This is a genomic window from Myxococcus sp. CA005, assembly GCF_006518205.1.
GTDB classification, from domain to species: Bacteria; Myxococcota; Myxococcia; order Myxococcales; family Myxococcaceae; genus Myxococcus; species Myxococcus xanthus.
In genome coordinates this window covers 1-21,486 of the sequence record NZ_SRLV01000079.1, presented here as the reverse complement: position 1 = coordinate 21,486, position 21,486 = coordinate 1, and the positions used below count along the sequence as shown (strand labels likewise).

At 69.4% G+C, this 21,486-nt stretch carries 11 protein-coding genes; 6 read left to right on the top strand and 5 right to left on the bottom strand.

Annotated elements, in window-relative coordinates; genetic code table 11:
* The first annotated feature begins 57 nt into the window (after positions 1-57).
* Positions 58-1,446 carry a peptide MFS transporter gene (locus FMQ63_RS28135; RefSeq protein WP_011552677.1) on the top strand — a complete coding sequence of 463 codons (1,389 nt, stop codon included), beginning with the start codon at positions 58-60 and terminating at the stop codon, positions 1,444-1,446.
* 155 nt (positions 1,447-1,601) lie between these two features.
* Here the strand turns inward: FMQ63_RS28135 and FMQ63_RS28130 are convergent, their stop codons facing one another.
* Positions 1,602-3,056, bottom strand: coding sequence for a POT family MFS transporter (locus FMQ63_RS28130; protein WP_011552678.1), 1,455 nt, complete (start codon positions 3,054-3,056; stop codon positions 1,602-1,604).
* A gap of 354 nt (positions 3,057-3,410) precedes the next feature.
* Entirely contained in the window at positions 3,411-6,311 is a 2,901-nt protein-coding gene (uvrA, locus tag FMQ63_RS28125) for an excinuclease ABC subunit UvrA (RefSeq protein ID WP_011552679.1), read from the bottom strand.
* A gap of 453 nt (positions 6,312-6,764) precedes the next feature.
* Here uvrA and FMQ63_RS28120 point away from each other — a divergent pair, with 453 nt between their 5' ends.
* Positions 6,765-9,710: a choice-of-anchor D domain-containing protein gene (locus FMQ63_RS28120; RefSeq protein WP_011552680.1), complete on the top strand. Its 2,946-nt coding sequence runs from the start codon at positions 6,765-6,767 to the stop codon at positions 9,708-9,710.
* 61 nt (positions 9,711-9,771) lie between these two features.
* Here the strand turns inward: FMQ63_RS28120 and ogt are convergent, their stop codons facing one another.
* A complete protein-coding gene (gene ogt, locus FMQ63_RS28115; RefSeq protein ID WP_020477646.1) occupies positions 9,772-10,299 on the bottom strand; it encodes a methylated-DNA--[protein]-cysteine S-methyltransferase in 528 nt (175 codons plus the stop codon).
* Positions 10,253-11,845, bottom strand: a complete 1,593-nt coding sequence (locus FMQ63_RS28110) for an AlkA N-terminal domain-containing protein (protein WP_011552682.1) — start codon at positions 11,843-11,845, stop codon at positions 10,253-10,255. The genes ogt and FMQ63_RS28110 overlap by 47 nt, the downstream gene beginning before the upstream one ends.
* Before the next feature lie 194 nt (positions 11,846-12,039).
* On the opposite strand from FMQ63_RS28110, the gene FMQ63_RS28105 reads away from it, so the two are divergent.
* Complete coding sequence (locus FMQ63_RS28105; RefSeq protein ID WP_011552683.1) at positions 12,040-12,972, top strand: metallophosphoesterase; 933 nt, start codon at positions 12,040-12,042, stop codon at positions 12,970-12,972.
* On the opposite strand, the gene FMQ63_RS28100 is transcribed toward FMQ63_RS28105, so the two are convergent.
* Positions 12,969-13,877, bottom strand: a complete 909-nt coding sequence (locus FMQ63_RS28100; RefSeq protein WP_011552684.1) for a phosphatase PAP2 family protein — start codon at positions 13,875-13,877, stop codon at positions 12,969-12,971. The genes FMQ63_RS28105 and FMQ63_RS28100 overlap by 4 nt on opposite strands.
* A gap of 87 nt (positions 13,878-13,964) precedes the next feature.
* Between FMQ63_RS28100 and FMQ63_RS28095 the strand changes: the two genes are divergently transcribed.
* The 3 genes from FMQ63_RS28095 to FMQ63_RS28085 all read left to right on the top strand — a co-directional run.
* The gene (locus FMQ63_RS28095) at positions 13,965-14,786 is read left to right on the top strand and encodes a GNAT family N-acetyltransferase (RefSeq protein ID WP_011552685.1); all 822 of its coding nucleotides are present in this window, start codon (positions 13,965-13,967) and stop codon (positions 14,784-14,786) included.
* 161 nt (positions 14,787-14,947) lie between these two features.
* Positions 14,948-18,187: a PD-(D/E)XK nuclease family protein gene (locus FMQ63_RS28090; RefSeq protein WP_011552686.1), complete on the top strand. Its 3,240-nt coding sequence runs from the start codon at positions 14,948-14,950 to the stop codon at positions 18,185-18,187.
* The coding region (locus FMQ63_RS28085) for an exodeoxyribonuclease V subunit beta (protein WP_141276786.1) at positions 18,184-21,486 on the top strand (3,303 nt) is incomplete at its 3' end. The genes FMQ63_RS28090 and FMQ63_RS28085, both read left to right, overlap by 4 nt.

Here is a 21,486-nt window from a genome sequence, read left to right as displayed (position 1 = left end):
CTGCTACAGTCACGCTCCTTTTTCGTCGCACCCTCCTTTTTCAAGGAAACGACCTGCATGCAAGGCACCGTAGCCGCGGGTGATGCCCGCAAGGGGCACCCGCGAGGGCTCTACCTCCTGTTCTTCACTGAGATGTGGGAACGCATGTCGTATTACGGCATGCGTGGCCTGCTCGTGCTCTTCCTCACGAGCAAGGTCAACGGAGGATTTGGCTGGTCCACCGCGGACGCACTCAGCCTCTACGGCACCTATACGGGCCTGGTGTACCTGACGCCCATCGCCGGCGGCTTCATCGCGGACCGCTACATGGGGCAGCGCCGGGCGGTGGTGCTCGGTGGCGTGTTGATGATGATAGGCCACCTCATCCTGGCCTTGCCCAGCGTGACGATGTTCTACGCGGGCCTGGGCTTCCTCATCATCGGCAACGGCTTCTTCAAGCCGAACATCTCCACCATGGTGGGCGGGCTGTACGCGCCCGGTGACGGCCGTCGCGACAGCGCCTTCACCATCTTCTACATGGGCATCAACCTGGGCGCGGTGCTCGGCAACTTCATCTGCGGCACGCTGGGTGAGCGCGTGGGCTGGCACTGGGGCTTCGGCGCCGCCGGCGTGGGCATGCTCCTGGGCCTGATCGCCTTCGTGTCGATGCAGAACAAGCTGCTGGGGCAGGTGGGCCTGGTGCCGGAGCGGATGGTGGCCGCCGCCGAGGCGAAGCCGGGCACCCCGGAGAAGTCGGGCTTCGGCCGCGATGAAATCGACCGCATCCTCGTCATCTTCATCATGGCGCTGTTCGTCGTCGCCTTCTGGACGGGGTTCGAGCAGGCCGGTGGTTTGATGAACCTCTACACGAACGCGAAGGTGGACCGCGGCATCCTGGGTTGGGAAGTGCCGACGACCTGGTTCCAGAACTTCAACTCCATCTTCATCGTCACGCTGGCGCCGATTTTCGCCGGCCTGTGGAGCTGGCTGGCCGCGCGCGGCAAGGACCCGAGCATCCCGGTGAAGATGAGCATGGGCCTGCTGTTCCTCTCCGCCGGCTTCCTCTTCATGCTGGGCGCCTCCAGCGAGAGCGCCTCGACGGGCAAGGCGGCGGCGTGGTGGGTGGTGATGGCCTACCTGCTGCACACCATGGGTGAGCTGTGCCTGTCGCCCGTGGGCCTGTCCATGGTGACCAAGGTGGCGCCGGCGCGCATCGTTTCCGCGATGATGGGCGTGTGGTTCCTCGCGAACGCGGCGGCCAACAAGCTGGCCGGTGTCTTCGGTGGCTACTCGGAGAAGCTGGGCGAGTTCAGCGTGTTCCTCTACATCTCCGTGGGAACGGGCATCGCCGGCGTGCTGCTGCTCGTCGTGTCGCCCATCCTCAAGCGGATGATGCACGGCACGGACGAGGTGAAGCCCGCCGCGCCCACCTCCGCGCAGCAGGGCGGCTCGGTGGCGGCGGCCTGAGCGGTCGCGGACTCCCCTGATTGAAGTCCAGACGCCGGCGTCCCGATGGGGGCGCCGGCGTTTCTGTTCGCGGACTGCTGGCGCCACGCCTGAAACACAAACGCCGGCACACCTTACAGGTGCACCGGCGTTCACTGCGCGGGCTGACCGCCTGGCTACGCGGACTTCGCCGAGCCGGGCGTCACGCCGGCAGCGGAGCGCTCCTCGGTGGGGATGGGCGCGGACGTCTGGTAGTAGTCACGCACCACGTAGCGGCGGGCCACCAGGGCCATTCCCACTGCGGCCACCAGGGCGAAGCCGGCGTAGAAGAAGAACTGCCCGGAGCCCGTGAAGACGTTGAGCTTCGCGGTGATGGCCACCGCCGCGTTGGCCAGCGTGTTCGTCACCAGCCACACGCTCTGGATGGTGCCCTTCATCTCACGCGGGGCCTGCGTGTACGCGAACTCCAGGCCCGTGGTGGACATCAGGATTTCGCCCAGCGTCAGCACGATGTACGGCAGAATCTGCCACGCGATGTTCAGCGTCGTGCCGCCTTCCATCGTGACCTGGAAGATGCCGGCGATGATGAACGACAGCGCGCCCACCACCAGGCCCAGGGGCATGCGCCGCAGCGGCGTCAGCTCCCAGCCGAAGCGCTGGAAGGCTGGGTAGACGACGGCCGTCAGGAAGGGGATGAGAATCATCACCAGCAGCGGGTTGATGAACTGCATCTGGCTGGCCTGGAAGGTGAACGGCCCCACCTGCGGGTCCATGGACCGGGCCTGCACCACCCACGTGGACGCCTTCTGGTCGAAGAGCATCCAGAAGAAGGGCACGAAGGGGAGCAGCAGCGCGCTCACCCGGAACACCGCCTTCACGCCGTCCACGGCCTCCTCGGGGTGCTCCCGCTTCGCGCCGTCCAGCCAGCCGCCGCCCTGGCCGCGGTTGCGCAGTGCGCTGGCCACCACCTTGAAGAAGCTGTGCGGGTTGGCGCCCGTGGCCGGCACCCGGACGTACTTGTGACGGCCCGCCCAGAAGATGAACGTCGCGATGAACATCAGCACCCCGGGGATGCCGAAGGCCACCGACGGCCCGAAGTGCTTGAGCAGCAGGGGGATGAACAACGACGCGAAGAACGAGCCGAAGTTGATGGTCCAGTAGAAGATGGCGAAGACCTTCTTCACCAGGTGGCTGTTGGACTCATTGAACTGGTCCCCCACCATGGCCGCCACGCAGGGCTTGATTCCGCCACTGCCAATGGCGATGAGCGCCAGGCCCGTGAAGAACCCCGTGACGTTGTTCTCGAAGATGGCGAGGCACGCGTGGCCCAGGCAGTACACCAGGCTCAGCCCCAGGATGATGCGGTACTTCCCGAAGAACCGGTCCGCCAGGTAGCCGCCGATGAGCGGGAAGAAGTACACGCCCGCCATGAACGTGTGCATCAAGCTCTTCGCTTCGGCCTCCCGCAGCGCGTTGTCCGGTATCTGCGTGCGCAGCAGGTAGTCGATGAGGAACACCGTGAGGATGTTCCGCATCCCGTAGAAGCTGAAGCGCTCACACGCCTCGTTACCGATGATGAAGGGGATTTGCGGCGGGAACTTGTTGCTCTGCGCGGCGGGTGCCTGGGCCATGCGACGGGGTGCTCCCTCGTGACGAAAGGTGGGGGCTCCTAGATTCCGAGAAGCCGCACCCTACCCAACGGGCCGCCGGGACTCCACCGAACGAAAGGGGCCCGCCGCGCCACCCGGCGCTTTCCTGGCCGCACCCACACCGGAAATCTCCCGCCCGACTGCCTGCGTCATTCCGGTGGGCGTGTGTGTTTGTTGATACAATTCAAGTTGCCTGGCTGGGTTTGACAGGCATTGGAATATCCCTATCATTTCCCATGATGTCTTTCCTCCAAGGTGGTGCGAGGGGATGGGGGTGAATGAAGGCACCCCCGTCCCCCCGCTCCATTTTCCCAGGAGGCATTGCGCGGTGCGTCGTCAGCCCCGCGCGCCCTTCTTCACGGGCACCGGGTCGTCCACGCGCACGCCCACGCGGGCCCTGCGGGCCTTGGTCAGCACGTGGCCCAGGTAGCGGCCGGTGTGGCTGCCTTCGACCTCGGCGACCTGCTCGGGCGTGCCAGCGGCCAGAATCCTGCCGCCGCCCGCGCCGCCCTCGGGGCCCAGGTCGATGAGCCAATCCGCGCTCTTGATGACGTCCAGGTTGTGCTCGATGACGAGCACGCTGTTGCCCGCCTCGACCAGCCGGTTGAGCACGGACAGCAGCTTGCGGATGTCCTCGAAGTGCAGGCCGGTGGTGGGCTCGTCGAGGATGTAGAGGGTGCGCCCGGTGGCCACGCGCGCCAGCTCGCGGGCCAGCTTGATGCGCTGGGCCTCGCCGCCGGACAGGGTGGGGGAGGGCTGTCCCAGGCGGATGTAGCCCAGGCCGACGTCATGGAGCGTCTGCAGCACCCGCATGATGTCGCGGTGCGCTCCGAAGTGCTCCATCGCCTCGCGCACGCTCATGTCGAGCACCTCGGCGATGTTCTTCCCCTTGTAGCGCACGCGCAGGGTGGCCTCATTGAAGCGCTTGCCGGCGCAGACCTCGCAGGGCACGTAGACGTCCGCCAGGAAGTGCATCTCCACCAGCTTCACGCCGTCGCCTTCACACGCCTCGCAGCGGCCGCCCTTGATGTTGAAGCTGAAGCGGCCCGGCCCGTAGCCGAACGCGCGCGCCTCGGGCGTCATCGCGAACACCTCGCGGATGTTGTCGAAGAGCTTGGTGTACGTGGCCGGGTTGCTGCGCGGCGTGCGGCCGATGGGGCGCTGGTCGATGTCGATGACCTTGTCCAGGTGCTCCATGCCCAGCACGGCCTTGTGCTTGCCCGGGGATTCACGGCTCTCGTAGAGGTGCCGCGCCAGGGCCGGGAAGAGAATCTCGTTGATGAGCGTAGACTTGCCCGCGCCGGACACGCCGGTAATCGCGCTGAAGACGCCCAGCGGAATCTCCGCGTCCACGTTCTTCAGGTTGTTCTCCTGCGCCCCCTGGATGACCAGCTTGCGCTTCGGGTCCGGCTTGCGGCGCTCCTGTGGAATCTCGATTTCCTGCCGCCCGGAGAGGTACGCGCCGGTGGAGCTGGCCTCGTTCGCCATGACCTGCTCCGGCGTGCCCTGGGCCACCACCTGGCCGCCCAGCTCGCCCGCCCCCGGACCGAAGTCCACCAGCCAGTCCGCCTCCTCCATCGTCTCCTCGTCGTGCTCCACGACGATGACGGAGTTGCCCAGGTCCCGCAGGCGCTTGAGCGTCAGCAGCAGCTTGCCGTTGTCGCGCTGGTGCAGGCCGATGGAGGGCTCATCCAGGATGTAGATGACGCCCGTCAGCTCACTGCCCATCTGCGACGCCAGCCGGATGCGCTGGCTCTCACCGCCCGACAGCGTGGACGCGGTCCGGTCCAGCATCAGGTAGCCCAGGCCCACGTCCACCAGGAAGGACAAGCGGCTGCGAATCTCCTTCAGCAGCTCGGTGGCGATCTTCCGCTCGTGCGCGGACAGGGCCATGTCGCCCAGGAAGCCCAGCGAGTCGGAGATGGTCAGCCGGCTCAGCTCGACGATGCTGCGCCCGTGCACCTTCACCGCGCGGCTCTCTGGCTTCAGGCGCTCGCCCTTGCACGAGGGGCAGGGCTTGTCGCTGAAGTACTTCTGGAGCTCGGTGCGGCGCGCCTCGGAGGTGGTCGTCTTGAAGTTGCGCATCATGCGCTCGACCAGACCCTCCCATTCCATCTTGTACTTGCCGCCCTCGCCCCACGCGACGGTGAAGGACTTGCCACTGGCGCCGTACATCAGCGTGTCCTTCTCGCGCTTGGTCAGCTTCGCGTAGGGCACGTCCAGATCAATCTTGAAGGCCTTGGCCAGGCTCTCCACGAAGTCGGCCGTCCAGCCCTCACCGCGGTTCATGCTGCCGGCCCACGGCTCGATGGCGCCATCGCGGATGCTGCGTGACGTGTCCGGGACGATGAGGTCCGGGTCCATCTCCGGCTTGGTGCCCAGACCGTTGCAGTCCGTGCACATGCCCAGGGGGTTGTTGAAGGAGAAGGACGCGGGCGTCAAATCACCGAAGGACAGGCCACACTTGGAGCAGGCATTGAGCTCGGACATCACCCGGTCGGAGGCAAGCGTGCCCTTCTCGTCGGTGATGATGAGCGTGCCCTTGCCCTCACGCAGCGCCGTCTCCACGGAGTCGGTGAGGCGCGTCTTCACGTCCGGCTTGAGCACCACGCGGTCGATGACGAGCGCGATGTCGTGCTTGGACTTCTTATCCAACTCGATGCGCTCCTCCAGGCTCTTGAGCGCGCCGTCGATGCGAGCACGGGAGAAGCCGCGCTTCTGGGCCTCGGCGAGCAGGTCCTTGTGCTCGCCCTTGCGGTTCGTCACCAGCGGCGCCAGCACCTGGAGCTTGGTGCCCGCGGGGGCCTTGAGGATTTCATCGACAATCTGCTGCGCGCTCTGCTTGCCCACCTTCACGCCACAGTTGGGGCAATGCTGCACCCCGATGGAGGCATAAAGCACCCGCAGGTAGTCGTGCACTTCCGTGACGGTGCCCACGGTGGAGCGGGGGTTGTTGCTGGCCGCCTTCTGCTCGATGGAGATGGTGGGCGACAGGCCGCGAATGGTGTCGTACTTCGGCTTCTCCATCTGTCCCAGGAACTGCCGGGCATATGCAGAGAGGCTCTCCACGTAGCGGCGCTGGCCTTCCGCGTAGAGGGTGTCGAAGGCGAGTGAGCTCTTGCCCGAACCCGACACGCCAGTGAAGACGACGAGCTTTTTCTTGGGAATGTCCAAGGAGACGTTCTTGAGGTTGTGCTCCTTGGCGCCTCTGAGGGAAATGACGTCGGGCTCGGACATGGGCGGGCGATCTACCACTGAATAGGTGTTCCGGTAGGGGGAAACACGTCGGAACCGTTCCGGATGCAGGGGAACGTCCTGGGTTGCGCCCCGCATCCCACATCTGGCGACCCTCCAGGCGGGGAGGCGTCCCTGAAATCCACGAGCCTCTTCTAGTCCACGCAGAGTGGGCGAAGTCGCGCCGCCTGGCTGCCTGCCCCGCCCGGACGGAGGATTCGCCTGTGTGGCATCTGGAGTTCCTGAAGGAATTTCAGGAGTGTCCTGCGGAAGGACACCTGCATTTCCCGGGTGGGCTCTGGCGTTTCCCTGCGAGGCCTGGGGTGTGCCGCGTGGGAGCGCCCCTCGCCTCTCTGTGGGCGGACCGGGCACCGGGGTTGCAAAGGGCCCCACGCTGAGCCGTGAGGTGAACCAGGGTGTGTCCCTGGCGTCTCCCGGTGGGGCGGGGAGGACGTTATGCGCAGGGCGTTTGGGCTGGTGGCATTGGTGGCGGTGATGGTGGCGGGAGGGGCGTGTGAACGGCCCGCCTCTCAGAGGGCAAAGAGCGCCTTCGTCGTCCGGCCTGAGACTGTGGACTTCGGTCCCGCGGCGCTGGGGCATACCAAGACGTTCAAGCTGCGAATCGCCAATGCGGGCCGGGCTTCCTATCGCGTGGAAGGCGCCGTCTCCAGCGTGCCCAACGTCAACATTCCTCCCTTCGAACCCTTCATCCTGTCCGCGGGTGGCGAGCAGGACATCGAAATCCACTTCCTGCCGCAGGTAGAGGGCGAGATTCAGGGCGTGGTGGAAATCATTACCGACGCCGAGGTCGGTGGGCGCGTGCCGGTGTCCGGGCGCGGCGTGAAGGCCTTCATCGAGGTGTCCTCGGAGGCGCTCGATTTCGGCAACGTGGCCATGGGCCTGGTGGAGATGCGCGAGGTGACGGTGCGCAACCCATCGGACGTGGACAGTTCGCTGACGCTGTCGGTGCAGGGCGCGGACGCCGACCAGTTCACCGCCGGGCAGGGCCTGCCCTCCTCGCTGGCTCCGGGCGAGGCGTTGGTGGTGCCTGTGGCCTACGCCCCGCGCCGGCTGGGCGCGGCCGAGGCGGCGCTGCACGTGGTGGTGTGTGACGGGTGCGCGCCGGTGATGGTGCCGCTGACGGGCACGGGCGTGGCGTCCAGGCTGGAGGTGACGCCGCTGCGCGTGGACTTCGGGCGCGTGGCGCTGGGGGCCACGGCGGAGCAGGTCATCACCGTGCGCAACCAGGGCACGCAGCCGCTGAGCTTCTCGGGCTCGCAGTTGGTGGACAGCTCGGAGGGCGTCTTCCGCATCGCCAGTGAGCCGGTGGTGGCCAACGGGCAGTTGGCACCGGGCGCGGCGGTGGAGCTGCGCGTCGCCTTCACGCCGGCGGCGGTGGGCAAGGTGCGTGACGGGCGGGTGGAGATTGGCGTGCGCGAGCAGGGCTCCAGCGCGCCGGGCCCCAAGGTGTCGCTGGCGGGTGAAGGTGGCGGCTCGTGCGTGACGGTGCTGCCCCGGCGGCTGGCTTTCGGAACGGTGGCGGAGGGCATGACGGCGACGCGCGACGTCACCGTCTACAACCGTTGCCGTGCGGACGTGAGCGTCACCGACCTCCAACTCGACACGCACCAGGGCGGCTACTTCACCCTGGCCCAGGCGCCCGCCAGCGTGATGGTGCCCGCGGGGCAGAATGCCCGGGTGAGCGTCACCTTCCGGCCCAAGGCGGGGAGCACGGACGCCAGCAAGGGACAGCTCTCCGTCACGGTGCGTGACAGCGGCTCCGCGGCCACGGAGGCGGTGGCGCTGGAGGGGCGCAGCCGGGTGTTCGCGCCGTGCCAGTACGTGCTGCCCCAGCAACTGGACTTCGGCAAGGTGCCGGTGGGCGCGGAGGTGGCGCTGGGGGTGACGCTGCGGAACTCGGGCACGGAGGCGTGCTACCTGGCGTCGATGCAGCTCGTCCAGGGTTCGGACAGGGTGTTCTCCGCGTCTCCCGTGCGCAACGGCGTGCTGGAGCCGGGCGCGAAGGCGACGCTGGTGGTCCGCTTCAGGCCCTCCGAGGAAGGCGGCTTCTCGGGGCTGGCCGAGGCCTGGGTGAACAGCCCCACGCAAGGGCACCCGCTGGTGGAGCTGCAGGGCGAGGGCGTCGTGGGATGCTTCGCGGTGCAGCCCACCACGGTGGACTTCGGCGTTACCAAGCTGGCGTGCGGCCCGCGCACACGGGAGTTGGTGGCCGTGAACTCGTGTGTCGGGCCCATCCAGGTGAGCCAGGTGGCGATCGACGCAGGGGCGGGCGAGTTCACCGTGGATGGTGGCGGCAACGCCCCGTGGACGCTGGCGAGCCAGAGCGCGCGCGCGCTGACGGCGACCTATGCCCCGGTGGATGACGGCGCTGACACGGCGGCGTTGCGTTTCACCCTGGCGGATGGCTCCGTCTACACGGTGGGCATGGTGGGATGGGGCGTGACGCAGGCGGAGCAGACGGACCGCTTCTTCCAGGAGTCACAGGCGAAGGTGGACGTGCTCTTCGTGGTCGACAACTCGGGGTCGATGATGGAGGAGCAGCAGAACCTGGGGCAGAACTTCGCGGCCTTCCTGAGCGCGGCGGACGGCGCCGCGGTGGACTACCGCATCGGCGTCACCACCACGGGCTTGGACCCGTCTCCGGGCGGCTGGTCCGAGTGCCCGGGCGGCTCGCAGGGCGGAGACAATGGCCGCCTGTTCCCAGTGGACGGCTCCCGGCCGCGCATCATCACCCCGGCGACGCCGGATGCCGCGGGCGTCTTCGCCAGCAACACCCGCGTGGGTGTCTGCCATTGGAACGAGCAGGGACTGGAGGCCGCCTACCGCGCGTTGGCGGACCCGCTGCTCTATAACGAGGATGACCCGCGCACCGCGCAGCCCAACGACGGCAACGCAGGCTTCCTGCGCGAGGATGCCCGCCTGGCCATCATCTTCGTGTCGGACGAGGAAGACTTCAGCGCGCAGCCGGTGTCCTTCTACGAGACGTACCTGCTGGCGCTGAAGGGCAATGACCGCTCGAAGCTGAGCGTCAATGCCATCGTCGGGCCGTCGGACCTGGCCAGGTGCCCCACGTCCAGCAGCTCGGGCACCCGCTACATCCAACTGGCGGAGGCCACGGGCGGCGTGGTGGAAAGCATCTGCACGCCGAACTGGGCCAGCTCGTTGGAGAAGCTGTCCGACAGCACCTTTGGCGCGAACCGCAAGTTCCCCCTGTCCGAGACGCCGGAAGCTCCAGGCAGCATCGTCGTTGATGTGGACGGCGTCCGCGTGACGTCCGGTTGGGAGTACGACGCCCGCGAGAATGCCATCCTCTTCGACCGCTTCACGGCGCCCGAGGCGGGTTCGCTGGTAGAGGTGACGTACCCGCTGGGCTGCGGCTGAACCGGCGTGCGGAGCGTGATGCCGCCGGGCGTCTGTCTTCAGGACGAGGCGCCCGACGGCATCAGCGCGTTGGTGGCCGCGTCGTCCCGCGCGATGCATGGCGGCGCTCGTGGTCGAGCAGCCACTGCTTGCGCTCCAGTCCACCGCCGTAGCCCGTCAGCGAGGCGTTGGCCCCCACCACCCGGTGGCAGGGGACCACCACGCCAATCGGGTTGGCGCCGTTGGCCATCCCCACGGCGCGCACGGCCTTGGGGCGGCCGATTCGCTGGGCCAGTTGGCCGTAGCTCGTGGTGGCGCCCGCGGGGATGTCACGCAGCGCGCGCCAGACTTCTCGCTGGAATGGCGTACCCGCGGTGGCCACGGGCAACGAGTCGATGACGCTGACGTCTCCGCGCAGATAGGTCTGCATCGCGGTCGTCCTGCCGAAGGGGTCGCTCGCGGGCTCGAGCACGTAGCCGTTCACGCCGTAGTGGAGCCGCAGCAGCCGGAGCATCCGGGGCTCGTACTCCTCCCAGTCGAGCGCGCGCAGGCTGCCCGCTTCGTCACAGACGACCAGCATCGAGCCGATGGGCGTGGGGGCGCGGTCCATGAGCAAACGCAGCGGTGGGGGCATCGTCATCTCTCTGTCGCGAGGAGGAACGGGAAAGGTGGGGTGTGGGTCCGGGCCGGGCGGCATCCGCGGCCCAGAGGTGCTGTGCTGCATAGGCACGCCAGGGGCTCCAGGCCGCGGAGCGGCGGAGCGCTTCATCTGGAGAAGGCCGCACGCCATCCTCGCCCGTGAGCGCACGCAGCAGTGCGACATCCGCCGAAGGGAAGGCATCCGTTTCGCGCACGGCGCGCAGCGCGATGTACTGCGCCGTCCAATCTCCGATGCCGGGGATGCGTTTGAAGCGTTCGACGGCCTCCTCCAGCGTGGCGCGTGGCTGGAACAGCCTCGGGTCCGCTGCGGCCGCCGCGGCCAGGCTCGACAGGGTCCGTGCCCTGGCGGCGGGCATGCCGAGCGAGCTCAAGTCCTCCTGCGCCAGTCTCTCCGGCCGGGGAAAGGTGCGCATCAGCCGGGCGTCTCCCGTCGATGCGACACCGGCGGGCTCGCCATACGCCGCGACCAGCCGCGCCCCGAGTCCGCGCGCCGCGGCGACCGTGACTTGCTGTCCCAACACGGCCCGGACCGCGAGCTCGAAGCCGTCCCAGCCTCCCGGCGCTCGCAGTCCCGGCCGCAGGGACACCAGCGGAGCGAGGTGCGGGTCGCGGGACAGGTGTTCCCGGATGACGTCCATGTCCGCGCCCACGTCGAAGACGCGCCGGACCTGCCCCACCACCGTGGGCAGGGCCTGAACCTGGGGGAGGCGGAGCGTCGCGAGCAACCCGTCGCGTCCAGGGGCTCGGAAGACTTCGACGGCGCCCTGACCGCCCGCGGTCGCCACGGTCCGCCGGTAGCGCCCGGCCTCGATGTGTTCCAGGCCCGGTAGGGCCCGTGCCTCCAGATGCGCCAGCATCGCTTCCCAGTCATAGGGGGGCTGGTAGGGGATGAAGAGCGTGACACCCGCGGCGGCATCGCCCACCGGGGCTCGGCTCCGGCGGAGCGCGCTGGGAGGCCGTCCATACAGGGCGCGGAACACGTCGTTGAAGCGGCGGACGCTGCGGAACCCCGAGGCCAGTGCCACCTCGGCCATGGGCAGGGTCGTCTCGTGCAGGAGCTGCCGGGCGAACAGCACACGCCGTGTCTGGGCGACGGCTACGGGCGAGGCTCCCAGGTGCTGCTGGAACAACCGCCGCAGCTGCCGGTCGCCCACGCCCAGCCGGCCCGCGAGCTCCTCCACCCCGGCATCGTCGTCATCCAGGCCGCCCTCGGCGATGAGCGCCAGGGCCCGGGCGACGGTGTTGGAGGTGCCCCGCCAGAAGGCGAGGTCCGGTGACGTCTCCGGGCGGCAGCGCAGGCAGGGCCGGTAGCCCGCCTCCTGCGCCCCGGCGGCGCTCGGATAGAAGGTGCAGTTCTCGAACCGGGGCGTCCGGGCCGGGCAGATGGGCCGGCAATAGATGCGCGTCGTCCGGACGGCGGTGAAGAACCGGCCGTCGAAGCGGGCATCTCGGGTCTGCATCGCGCGGTAGCACGCGCTGGCGTCCAAGCCGTTCATGGAGGGCAAACTCCCATACCGGGTGGCCGCTGTCTGGCCGCTTTCGGACTTCAATGGCACGGGTTGGACGGGGTGCGTCATCCGCTGGGCCCAGGGTTCGGCCGCCCGGGGAGGTTGCGTTCTGTCAGGCATTGGCGACATGAGATGATCTCGACTCGACAGGGCGGTACGGCGCGTGCAGCCTTTCAAGCAAGATGCCGGAACCCCTACTTGTCGCGGCCGTGGGCGACATCCATGGCCGCTTCCACCGTGTGGAGACGTGGCTGGACGCGCTTGAGCAGGCTCGTGGCCGCCGGGTGGACCTGGTGCTGGCGGTGGGCGACGTCGAAGCCTTCCGCCGCTCGGATGACCACCGGCGCAAGGCCGCCAAGCGAGCCATGCCCGCCGAGTTCGCGGAATACGCGGATGGACTCCGGCAAGTGAAGCGGCCCCTGTACTTCATCGGGGGTAACAACGAGGACTTCGAGGCGCTGCACGACCTCCAACTGGGCGGCACGCTGGCGCCGAACGTGACGTACCTGGGCCGAGCCGGGGTTCGCGAGCTGTGCGGACTGCGGGTGGCGTACCTGTCAGGCATCCACGCGCCGCGCTTCGTCGACCAGCCACTGAAGCCACCCTCCACGCCGGACATGGTGAAGCAGGCCGGCTACTTCCGCACGCCGGAGGTCGAACAGGTGGCGGAGCTCCGCGACGTGGACCTGATGCTGGTCCACGAATGGCCGCGAGGCATCGTCCAGCGCGCGCGGGAGGAGAACCCGTCACCGCCAAGGCCGCTCCCCTCTTATTGGATTGGCAATCCCGTGACGCGGCGGCTCGTGGACACGGTGTTGCCGAAGTGGATGCTGTGCGGCCACTCGCACAAGGGCTTCGCGGTGACGCTGGAGGGCCCGGGACGTCCGGCCACCCGCATCGCCTGCCTGGACCAGGCGGCCAGGGCCCAGGAGTCCATCTTCTGGTTGGAGTACGAGGACCGTCAGGCCCTGCGCGCGGGCTGGGGCCTGTCGGGCGCCATCTCGTGGACCGCCGGCCAGCGCTGGGACATGAACTCGCTGCCCCCGCTGGCCGCGGAGGGAGAGGGCGCCCCCGCGGAGTTCGGCCTCGGAGAGGCGATGCCGGCGCGGAACTAGAAGGTGCCGGAGATGCCCATCATCCGCGCGCTGGCCACGGGCGCCATCTGGATCTGCCCTGACTGGATGTCCGGCGAGGCCTCGCCCTTCCGGCCATGGAGCAGCAGGGGCACGGCGACGCCGAACGCCGAGCCGAGCAATGCGCCGGTGGCCACGTCCGTGAGGTAGTGCTTGTCGGCGCCCATGCGCAGCAGGCCCACGGAGGTGGCCACGGGCAGGCCCACCGCCCAGAGCCACGCCTGGTGCTTGTAGCCGCGCAGCGCGGCGACGGTGCCCGCGGACACCACCAGCGAGAAGGCGAGGTTGGTGTGGCCGCTGTAGAAGGACAGGTTGTTGTCGCTGGGGTGGTCGGTGAGGCCCTTCTGGTCCTCGGGCAGCACGTGGACGAAGGGGCGCTCGCGGCCGGCGATGAACTTCACCGTCTGGTTCGCCAGGGAGGCGAACACCGCGCTCTGGACGATGATGGTGGCGTCCTGGGCGAAGTAGCGAGTCGGAGCGCCCGAGCCATGGCCCATGGCGTACTGGATGCCGAGCACTCCCGCCGGCAGCGCGCCGAAGCCGATGATGTTGCTCCAGTTGTGGGCCCGTTTGCGGGCGGACGGCGTCGACCCGACGATGCCGCGTCCCCAGCGGTCCAGCCGGTTGAGGCGGTCCGTCCCATCCGGCGCGCGGTCGCACCAGCGGCACTGCGCCGGGGCCAGGTTGTCTTTGAAGAACGCCTCACTGGAAATCCACAGCACGCCCGCCACGCCGGTGCTGACGCCATCCCGGGTCCAGTCGAAGCGGAGCTCATGGAGCCGCGGCTCGTCCGAGCCGTCTTGCGCGGCGGCGGGGGCGAAGGGGACGACGCTCAGAAGGACGGCAACGGCAAACGCTCGATAAGGAAGGCGCACGGCTGGCAGCATAGGGGCGCAATCCCGTCGGGTTCCAGCGAAGTCACATGACTTCCTGCGTAGACTCGGACCCGCATGTCTTTGGAGGTGTGCCCTCTCATGCAATTGACTTCCGCGTCGGAACTGCCACTGCGCACCCTCTCCACGCTGTTTGCCCGCGCCTTCGAGGGGTATTTCGTCACCGTGCCCGATGCCCCCGGCCTGTTCGATGCACGCGTGCGCAGTGAGCACATCTCGCTCGAGGAAAGCCGCGTTGCGCGCGTGGACGGGGAGCCCGTGGGGCTCGTGTTGATGGCCCGCCGGGGACGGGAGAGCCGCGTGGCGGGCATGGGGGTGGTGCCCGCCTGGCGGAATCGCAAACTGGGAGGTGCCATGCTGCGCCCACTGCTGGAGGACGCGCGAGCGCGTGGCGACACCCGGATGCTTCTGGAGGTCATTGAACAGAACGCCCCCGCGGTGACGCTCTACGAACGGTTGGGCTTCCAGCGCGTGCGCCGGCTGGTGGGCTTCATGGGGACGCCCGAGCCCTGGGTGGGGGCATCCGCGCTGGAGGAAGTCGACCCGTGGGAGTGCGCGCGGCTGCTTCCCGAAGGATTGCCCTGGCAACTGGCTCCCGCGACAGTCATGGGGTTGGCGTTGCCCGCGCGAGCATTCCGGCTGGGCCCCGCGGTGGCGATGGTGGCGGATGTGTCGGCGCCCACGCTGGTCGTCCGGTCCGTGGGGGTGGAGCCCTCGGCCCGAGGGCAGGGCGCTGGCCGCAGGCTCCTGGGGGCTCTTGCCGCCCGGTGGCCCGGGAAGGCGCTGGCCGTGAGCGCCGTCGTGCCGGAAGGCCCCCTGGCGCGCTTCTTCCAGGGGGCGGGATTGGGGGCGACTCCGCTCACACAACTCGAGTTGGAGCTGCCACTGGAGGTGCGCTCATAGCCCCCGCGACTCGCTGTAAACCCGGGAGGCGCGGCGCGGATATCGATGGACTGGCCGGGAATACGCGGACAGCGGCCGGGCAGGCACGGAAATGACCTGGGCGGCGGGCCTTGAATGGAGCATGAAAGTCACCCGCCCGGTCGTTCTAGAATCCGCCCCGCATGCCCTTTCGCTCTGGCCACACCCTCCACGTGTACCCCGACGCCGGCCGGCGTCAGGCCGCGTTGCGGGCCATGGGCGACGCCAGCGGGTTGAGTGTGGGCGCGCACCTGCTGACCTGGGAGGAGATGCTGCAGGCGCTGGGCGGCGCGCGGGAGCTCAACCGGCGTCCATGCCCGGCGGTGGCGGCGCGAGCGGTGGTGGCCTCCCTGGGATTGGAGCTGGGGCCCACACCTTTCGGCGACTATGTGCGAGAGCCCGCCTTCGCGCGCGCCGCGCTGGACGTGGTGCTGGACCTGAAGGCCGGGCGCCTGTCCGCTCGGGAGCTTCAGGACGCGGTGGAAATCCTGCCCCAGGAGCGCAGGACGCGAATCCGCGTGATTGCGCGCCTGTACCACCTGTACGAACAGCGGATGGCGGAGCTCTGTCTCGCCGACCGCGAGGACGTGCTGCGCGGTGCACGCGAGGCGCTGGGCCGAGGCGCGTGGCCCGTGGGGTGGGAGGGGCTGAGCACGCTCGTGCTGCACGGCGTGTACGACGTGAGGCCCTCGGGGCTGGAGTTGTTGCTGGCGTTGGCGGCGGCGTGCGAGTCCCGTCGGGTGACGTTGCGCGTGGAGACACCGGTGGGTGGCTCGCCCGCGGCGGACGCGGCGCTGACGGCGCTGTTCCGCGCCTTCGAGAACCGCGGCGATTCCATGACGCACGTGGACCTCTTCAAGGCGGACGTCACCTTCGAAGGCCGGCCTTTCATCGACCTGGGGCGCCACCTCTTCTCACCCCGGGCGCCGCGCGACGTGTTGAAGGACGCGGTGCCGTCCCTGCGCGTGTGGAACGCGGCCACGGCCCGTGACGAGGCGCGTCTGTTGGCCCGGGACGTGCGGCGCTTGCTGGCCGAAGGCGTGGCGCCCGGCGACATCGCGGTGGCGTACCGCGAACTGGGGCCCGAGGCCGGCTGGCTCGCGGAGTCGCTGGGAGAGCTGGGCGTGCCGGTGCGTCTACCCTGGGGCGAGCCGCTGGGGCTCGCTGGGCCCGTGCGTCTGGCGCTGGACCTGCCGCTGCTGGTGGAGGATGGCTTCCCGGTCGAGCGCATGGCGGAGTTGATGGGCAGCCGCTACGCGCCAAAGCTGTCACGCGGTGGACCGGATGCGCCCGCGACGCTCTTTGCCCAGGCCGCCGTGCGTGATGACCGGCTGGGCGCGGTGCGAGGCCGGGGCGCCTACGACGTGCGCTTGGACGGGCTGGCCCGGCGGCTGCTCGCGCTCAACGGTACGCGCAAGGCGCAGGACAGCACCCGCGTCGACGCCGTGAAGCTGCTGCGTGAGCGCTGTCTGCTGTTGGTGGAAGCCTGCCGCCGCATTCCCGAAGAAGGCACCGCCGCGGAGTTGCTCGCGGCGTGGTGGCAGGTGGTGGAGCGGCTGGGCCTCGTGGATTCGGAGGGCGCGTTGGCGCCGCGCGAGGAGGGTGGGTTGGGCGCGCGCGCGGCGGATGCGCGGGCTCGGGACGATGCCGCGCGCGAAGCGCTCCGCCTGCGGGTGCAGGGCCTGACGCGGATGATGAAGGCGGTGGGCGGCGGACCGAAGATGCGCCGCCGGACGTTTGGCCGTTGGCTGCGTGACGCGATGGCGGATGCGCACCTGCCTCCGCGCGGGCCCCGTGGCGCCGCCGTCGAGGTGCTCGACGTGGCCGAGTTGCCGGGCCGTTCCTTCCAGGACCTCTTCCTCGCGGGGCTGACGGAAGGCCGCTTCCCCGGGCGTGACGCACCGTCTCCGTTGCTGGCGGACGCGGAGCGCGCCGCGCTCAACAAGCATCTGGGCCGCGACGTCTTCCGGCTCACGGGCGGCGAGTTCGACGAGCGCGCGGCGTGGCGCCTCACCGAAGACCGCCTGCTGTTCGCCAGCGCACTTGCTGCCGCCGAGGCGAACGTCAGCCTGTCCTTCGCGGTGGAGTCCGCGGGCGGTCAGGAGCAGGTGCCATCGGCGTTCCTGGAAGAGGTGCGCCGGCTCACCGCGCTGAAGTGGGAGCCGCGCTCGCTGTCACCCATTCCACCGCTGGACGAAGTGCTCACCGAGTCCGAGCTGCGCCGCTGCGTGGCGCTGGAAGCCCTGTCCCAGCCCAAGCTGCGCGTCACCGAACCCGATGCGGCGGCCGCGGTGCTTCGGCGCCGCTTCGCACCCGAAGCCTGGTATGCGGGCGCGCGCGAGCTGTCCGAAGTGGAGATGGAGCGCCTGTTCTTCTTCGGCGATCCGAAAGTGCAGCCCGGCCCGTACTCCGGCTCGGTGGACCTCGACACGCAGCGCGAGTCCCTGCGCGAGACGTTCCGGTTCGACATCACCCGGCCGCTCTCCGCGTCTGCGCTGGCGCGCTTCGGCAACTGCGGCTTCCAGGGCTTCCTTTCGTATGGCCTGAAGGTGGCCGAGCCGGACGTGCCGGGCGAGGAGTTCGACGCCCGGGGCCGCGGCACCTTCTGGCACAAGGTGGTGGAGGAGGTCTTCGCGGCCCTGAAGGAGAAGCAGTTGTTGGGCAAGGCGCCGGAGGAGGTTCCGGACGAGGTGCTGGACGCCGCGCTCAAGGCCGCCATCAAGGACTTCGAGCGCGTGCACCACGTGGGACATCCGGAGCTATGGAAGCTGGCGCATGAGCGGGCCCGAGCGATGGCTCGCCGCATCCTCGTGGACGAGCGGCGCGGCCTGCCCTTCGACACGATGACGCCGGAGAACTTCGAGTTCCGCTTCGGCCCCGCCGCCCGTGACGACAAGTGGAGCAACGTCGTCCTTCACGCGGGCGAGGAGCCCGTGTACTTCGAGGGCACCATCGACCGGCTCGACAAGTCGGGCGGCGAGGTGGGCGTCATCGACTACAAGTCGGGCCGGCTGGACAAGCGCTCGCTGAAGGAGCGGCTGCTGACGTCCGACTTCCAGCTCCCGCTGTACCTCTACGCGGCGCGCGAGAGCGGCCATACGGAAGCGCGGCAGGCCGCGTGGTTCTCCTTGCGCACGGGCATGGCCATCCGCCTGTCCGAGGTCATCTCCGACGCGGAGCTGGACGAGCTGCTGTCGAAGGACCCCGAGGTCCGCGCGAAGGTGGCGGAGAAGGAAGGCCTCAACCTGCCCAACGCCGTGGAGGCGCTGGTGGGCACGCTGCGGCAGGGCCAGTTCGCCGCGCGGCCCCAGGACTGCGGGACGTGTGGCTATCGCGCGGTGTGTCGGATTACGGACAGGCGCATCACGGAGGACGGGGGATGAGCAGCGAGCCATCCCTCTTCGCGTTGGAGCGCAACCTCGCCCTGATGGCGGGCGCCGGCGCGGGCAAGACGTACAGCCTGGTCACCATGACGTTGCACCTGCTGGCCGGCGCGCGTGTCGCCGGCGGTGCGGTGCGCCCGTCGCGGCTGTGCATGCTCACGTTCACGGACAAGGCCGCCGCGGAGATGCGCTCGCGCGTCCGCCAGCGCCTGGACGGGCTGGCCCAGGGCGATACGCGCCTGGACCAGGAAGTGGACCTGCGTGAATCCCTGGCGCGGTTGGACAAGCCGTTCCCGCTGCCGGATGCCTGGCGGCAACTGCGCGAGGAGCTGGGCGCGGCCACGGTGGGCACCTTCCACTCACTGTGTGGCCAGTTGCTGCGGCGCGCACCGCCCGCGGTAGGCATCGACCCGAACTTCGAGGTGCTGGACTCGCTCGAGGCGACGGGGCTGGTGCAGGACGTCTGCGAGCGCGTGGTGCTGGACGCGCTGGAGGCTGGTGACGCGCAGGTCCGGGAGCTGTGCCAGGAGCTGGGCTTCTCCGGTTCGGGCTTCTCCGACGGGCTGGTGGCCGCGTTGATGGCCGTCTACGGCAAGCTGCGCGAGGAAGGGTTGCGCGCGGAGAATGCCGCCGTGAGTGACGCCGCCGAAGCGCGCGCGGAGCTGGAGTCGTCCGTCACGCGGTGCCTGGAGCTGTGTGCCGAGGCGCGGGGCCTGGACGCGAAGGGCGAGTGGAGCCGGTTGCTGGGCGGGCTGGAGCGCGCGCTCAACGGCATGACGCCTGAGAACTTCGGGCAGGGCGAGCGCTTCCCGTGGCTGCGCGCGTGCTTCAAGGCGGACGGTCGCAACTTCGCGCGGCTCAGTAAGGGGGCCGCGGGGCCCGTGCGAGAGTTCTACTGGCGCGTCTTCGGCAAGAGCGATGGCTCCGTGCCCCGGTTGGATGATGCCTGGGCCGCATGGCGCACCGCGCCCTTCGAGGTGACGTTCCGCGAGTTGCTGACGCGCGTGGAGACGCGGCACGACACGGAGTTGTCCCGCCGCAACGTGCTGGACTTCACGTCCCTGCTGGTGAAGTCGCGCGACCTGCTCCGCGCGCATCCCGAGTTCCGCCGCCAGGTGCAGGAGCGCATCGGCGCGCTGCTGGTGGACGAGTTCCAGGACACCAACCGCCTCCAGTTGGAGCTGGTGCTGCTGCTGGCGGAGAAGCGCGAGGACGGCCCGCGCGAGCTGGCGCCGGATGCGGACCTGGTGACGGCGCTGCCGCTGGAGCCCGCCTTCCTCTGCGCGGTGGGTGACCGCAAGCAGTCCATCTACGAGTTCCGTGGCGCGGACGTGTCCGTCTTCTCCGTGCTGGCGAAGAAGCTGGTGGACGAGGGCGGCACGCGCGGCTTCCTCCAGCACAACCGTCGCTCCGTGCCCGGGCTGCTGTCGTTCTTCAACCGCACCTTCGCGGGGGTGCTCGTCGCCGCGGATGCCCGGGCACCTCGGCCCTTCGAGGTCATCTACGTTCCGGAGCAGGACGACCTCGCCGCGGTGAGGCCGTCGCTGTCGGAAACGCCAGTGGTGGAACGGTTGCAACTGGAGGAAGCGGACACGGCGGCGGACCTGCGCTGGCTGGACGCGGACGCGATTGCCCGCCGGCTGCGGTGCCTGCTGGCGCCGGGGGCACCTGCGTCCGTCGCGCGTGAGGATGGCGAAGGGTTGCGTCCTGCTCGGGGCGGAGACGTGGCCATGCTGTTCCGGACCTTCACGCACCTGGAGGTGTACCGGCAGGCGCTCATCCGCCACGGTGTCCCGCACCGCGTGCTGCGCGGCCGTGGCTTCTACGGCGCGCAGGAGGTGTTGGACCTGGCCTCGCTGCTCGCGCTGCTGGCGGATGCCGAGGATGCTTTGGCCTTCGCGGCGGTGCTGCGCTCACCCTTGGTGGGGTTGAAGGACGCGTCACTGTTCCTCCTGGCGGGAGACGCGCCCCTGTCCTTGTCGTCGCCCCGGTTGACGGACCCGGAGGTGTTGGTTTCGTTGTCCGAGCGTGAGCGGCAGCGTCTGGAGCGTTTCCTCGCCGCGCTTCCCGGCCTGAGGCGCGAGCGCGACCGGATGGGCGTGAGGGAGCTGTTGGTAGCCGCGCTGGACGTGACGGGCTACCGCGAAGCGCTGGCGGGCTCGCCGTATGCGGAGCAAGCCAGCGCCAACGTGGAGAAGCTGCTGGCGCTGGCGTCGCGGCGGGACGAGCGCGGCACGGGCGGTTGCGTCGCCTTCTCTCGCGAGCTGCGGATGCTGGCGGAGAACAACCCCACGGAGGCCCAGGCGGACCTGCTGGACGCGAGCGACCCTCGCGCGGTGCAACTCCTCACCATCCACAGCGCCAAGGGACTGGAGTGGCCGGTGGTGGTGGTGCCCTCGATGGGCGGCCGGAGGCGTGGCACCTCGGGCCGTGCCCACTTCGAGCGCACGCATGGCATCTCCCTGCGACCGTGGGTTCCGGATTCGCTGGACGACTACACCTCCAGCCGCTTCGACGCGGTGCGCGCGGAGCTGAAGGCGCGCGAGGACGCCGAGTACCGCCGCCTGCTCTACGTCGCGCTCACGCGTGCCAAGGACATGTTGGTGCTGGCGGGCGGCGCGGAGCCACGCGGTGGCAAGGACTCCTGGTGGCACCTCATCGACGGGCGCCTGGAGGTGGACGCGGACCTGCGTGACCTGGTCGATGAGCTGGACGTCGACACGCTCCCTCCACCGGCGGACCCGGAGCCGCCCGGTCCTGAGGCCCTGTTGCTCGCCGAGGCGCGCGTCGAAGCCGCGCTGCTGCGGGTGCGAGGTCAGCGTGTCGCGCAAGCGGAATCACTGGGCGCCGCGGTGGCTTCCGCGGAGGCGTTGCAGGACTTCATCGCCTGTCCGCGCCGCTTCCACTACGTGCACCGGCTGGGGCTTCGCGGTGCGCCGTGGCCCTGGGAAGTGCTGCCCCGTGGCGCGCCGCCCCTGGTGGAGCCTGACGGCTGGCTTCCCGCCGAGCGTCCCGAGGACCTGGTGCAGCGGCTGCTTCGCGGCGTCGACCTCCGATTGGCGGCGCCGGATGTAGACGCTTCGGAGCGGCGGGCCCACCTGGAGACGCTGCTGCGTGACGCGGGCGCGCTTCCGGACGAAGAGGGCATGGATGCGGTGCTGAACACCTTGGAGCGCTTCCTGACGTCGGCGTTCGCACGTGAACTGGCGCGGGCGCCGTCACAGACAATTCACCGAAGCCTTCCGTTCATGCTTGCCCTGGAGGGCGAGGTGGGGGTCGAGGGGGCGGTGGACCTGCTG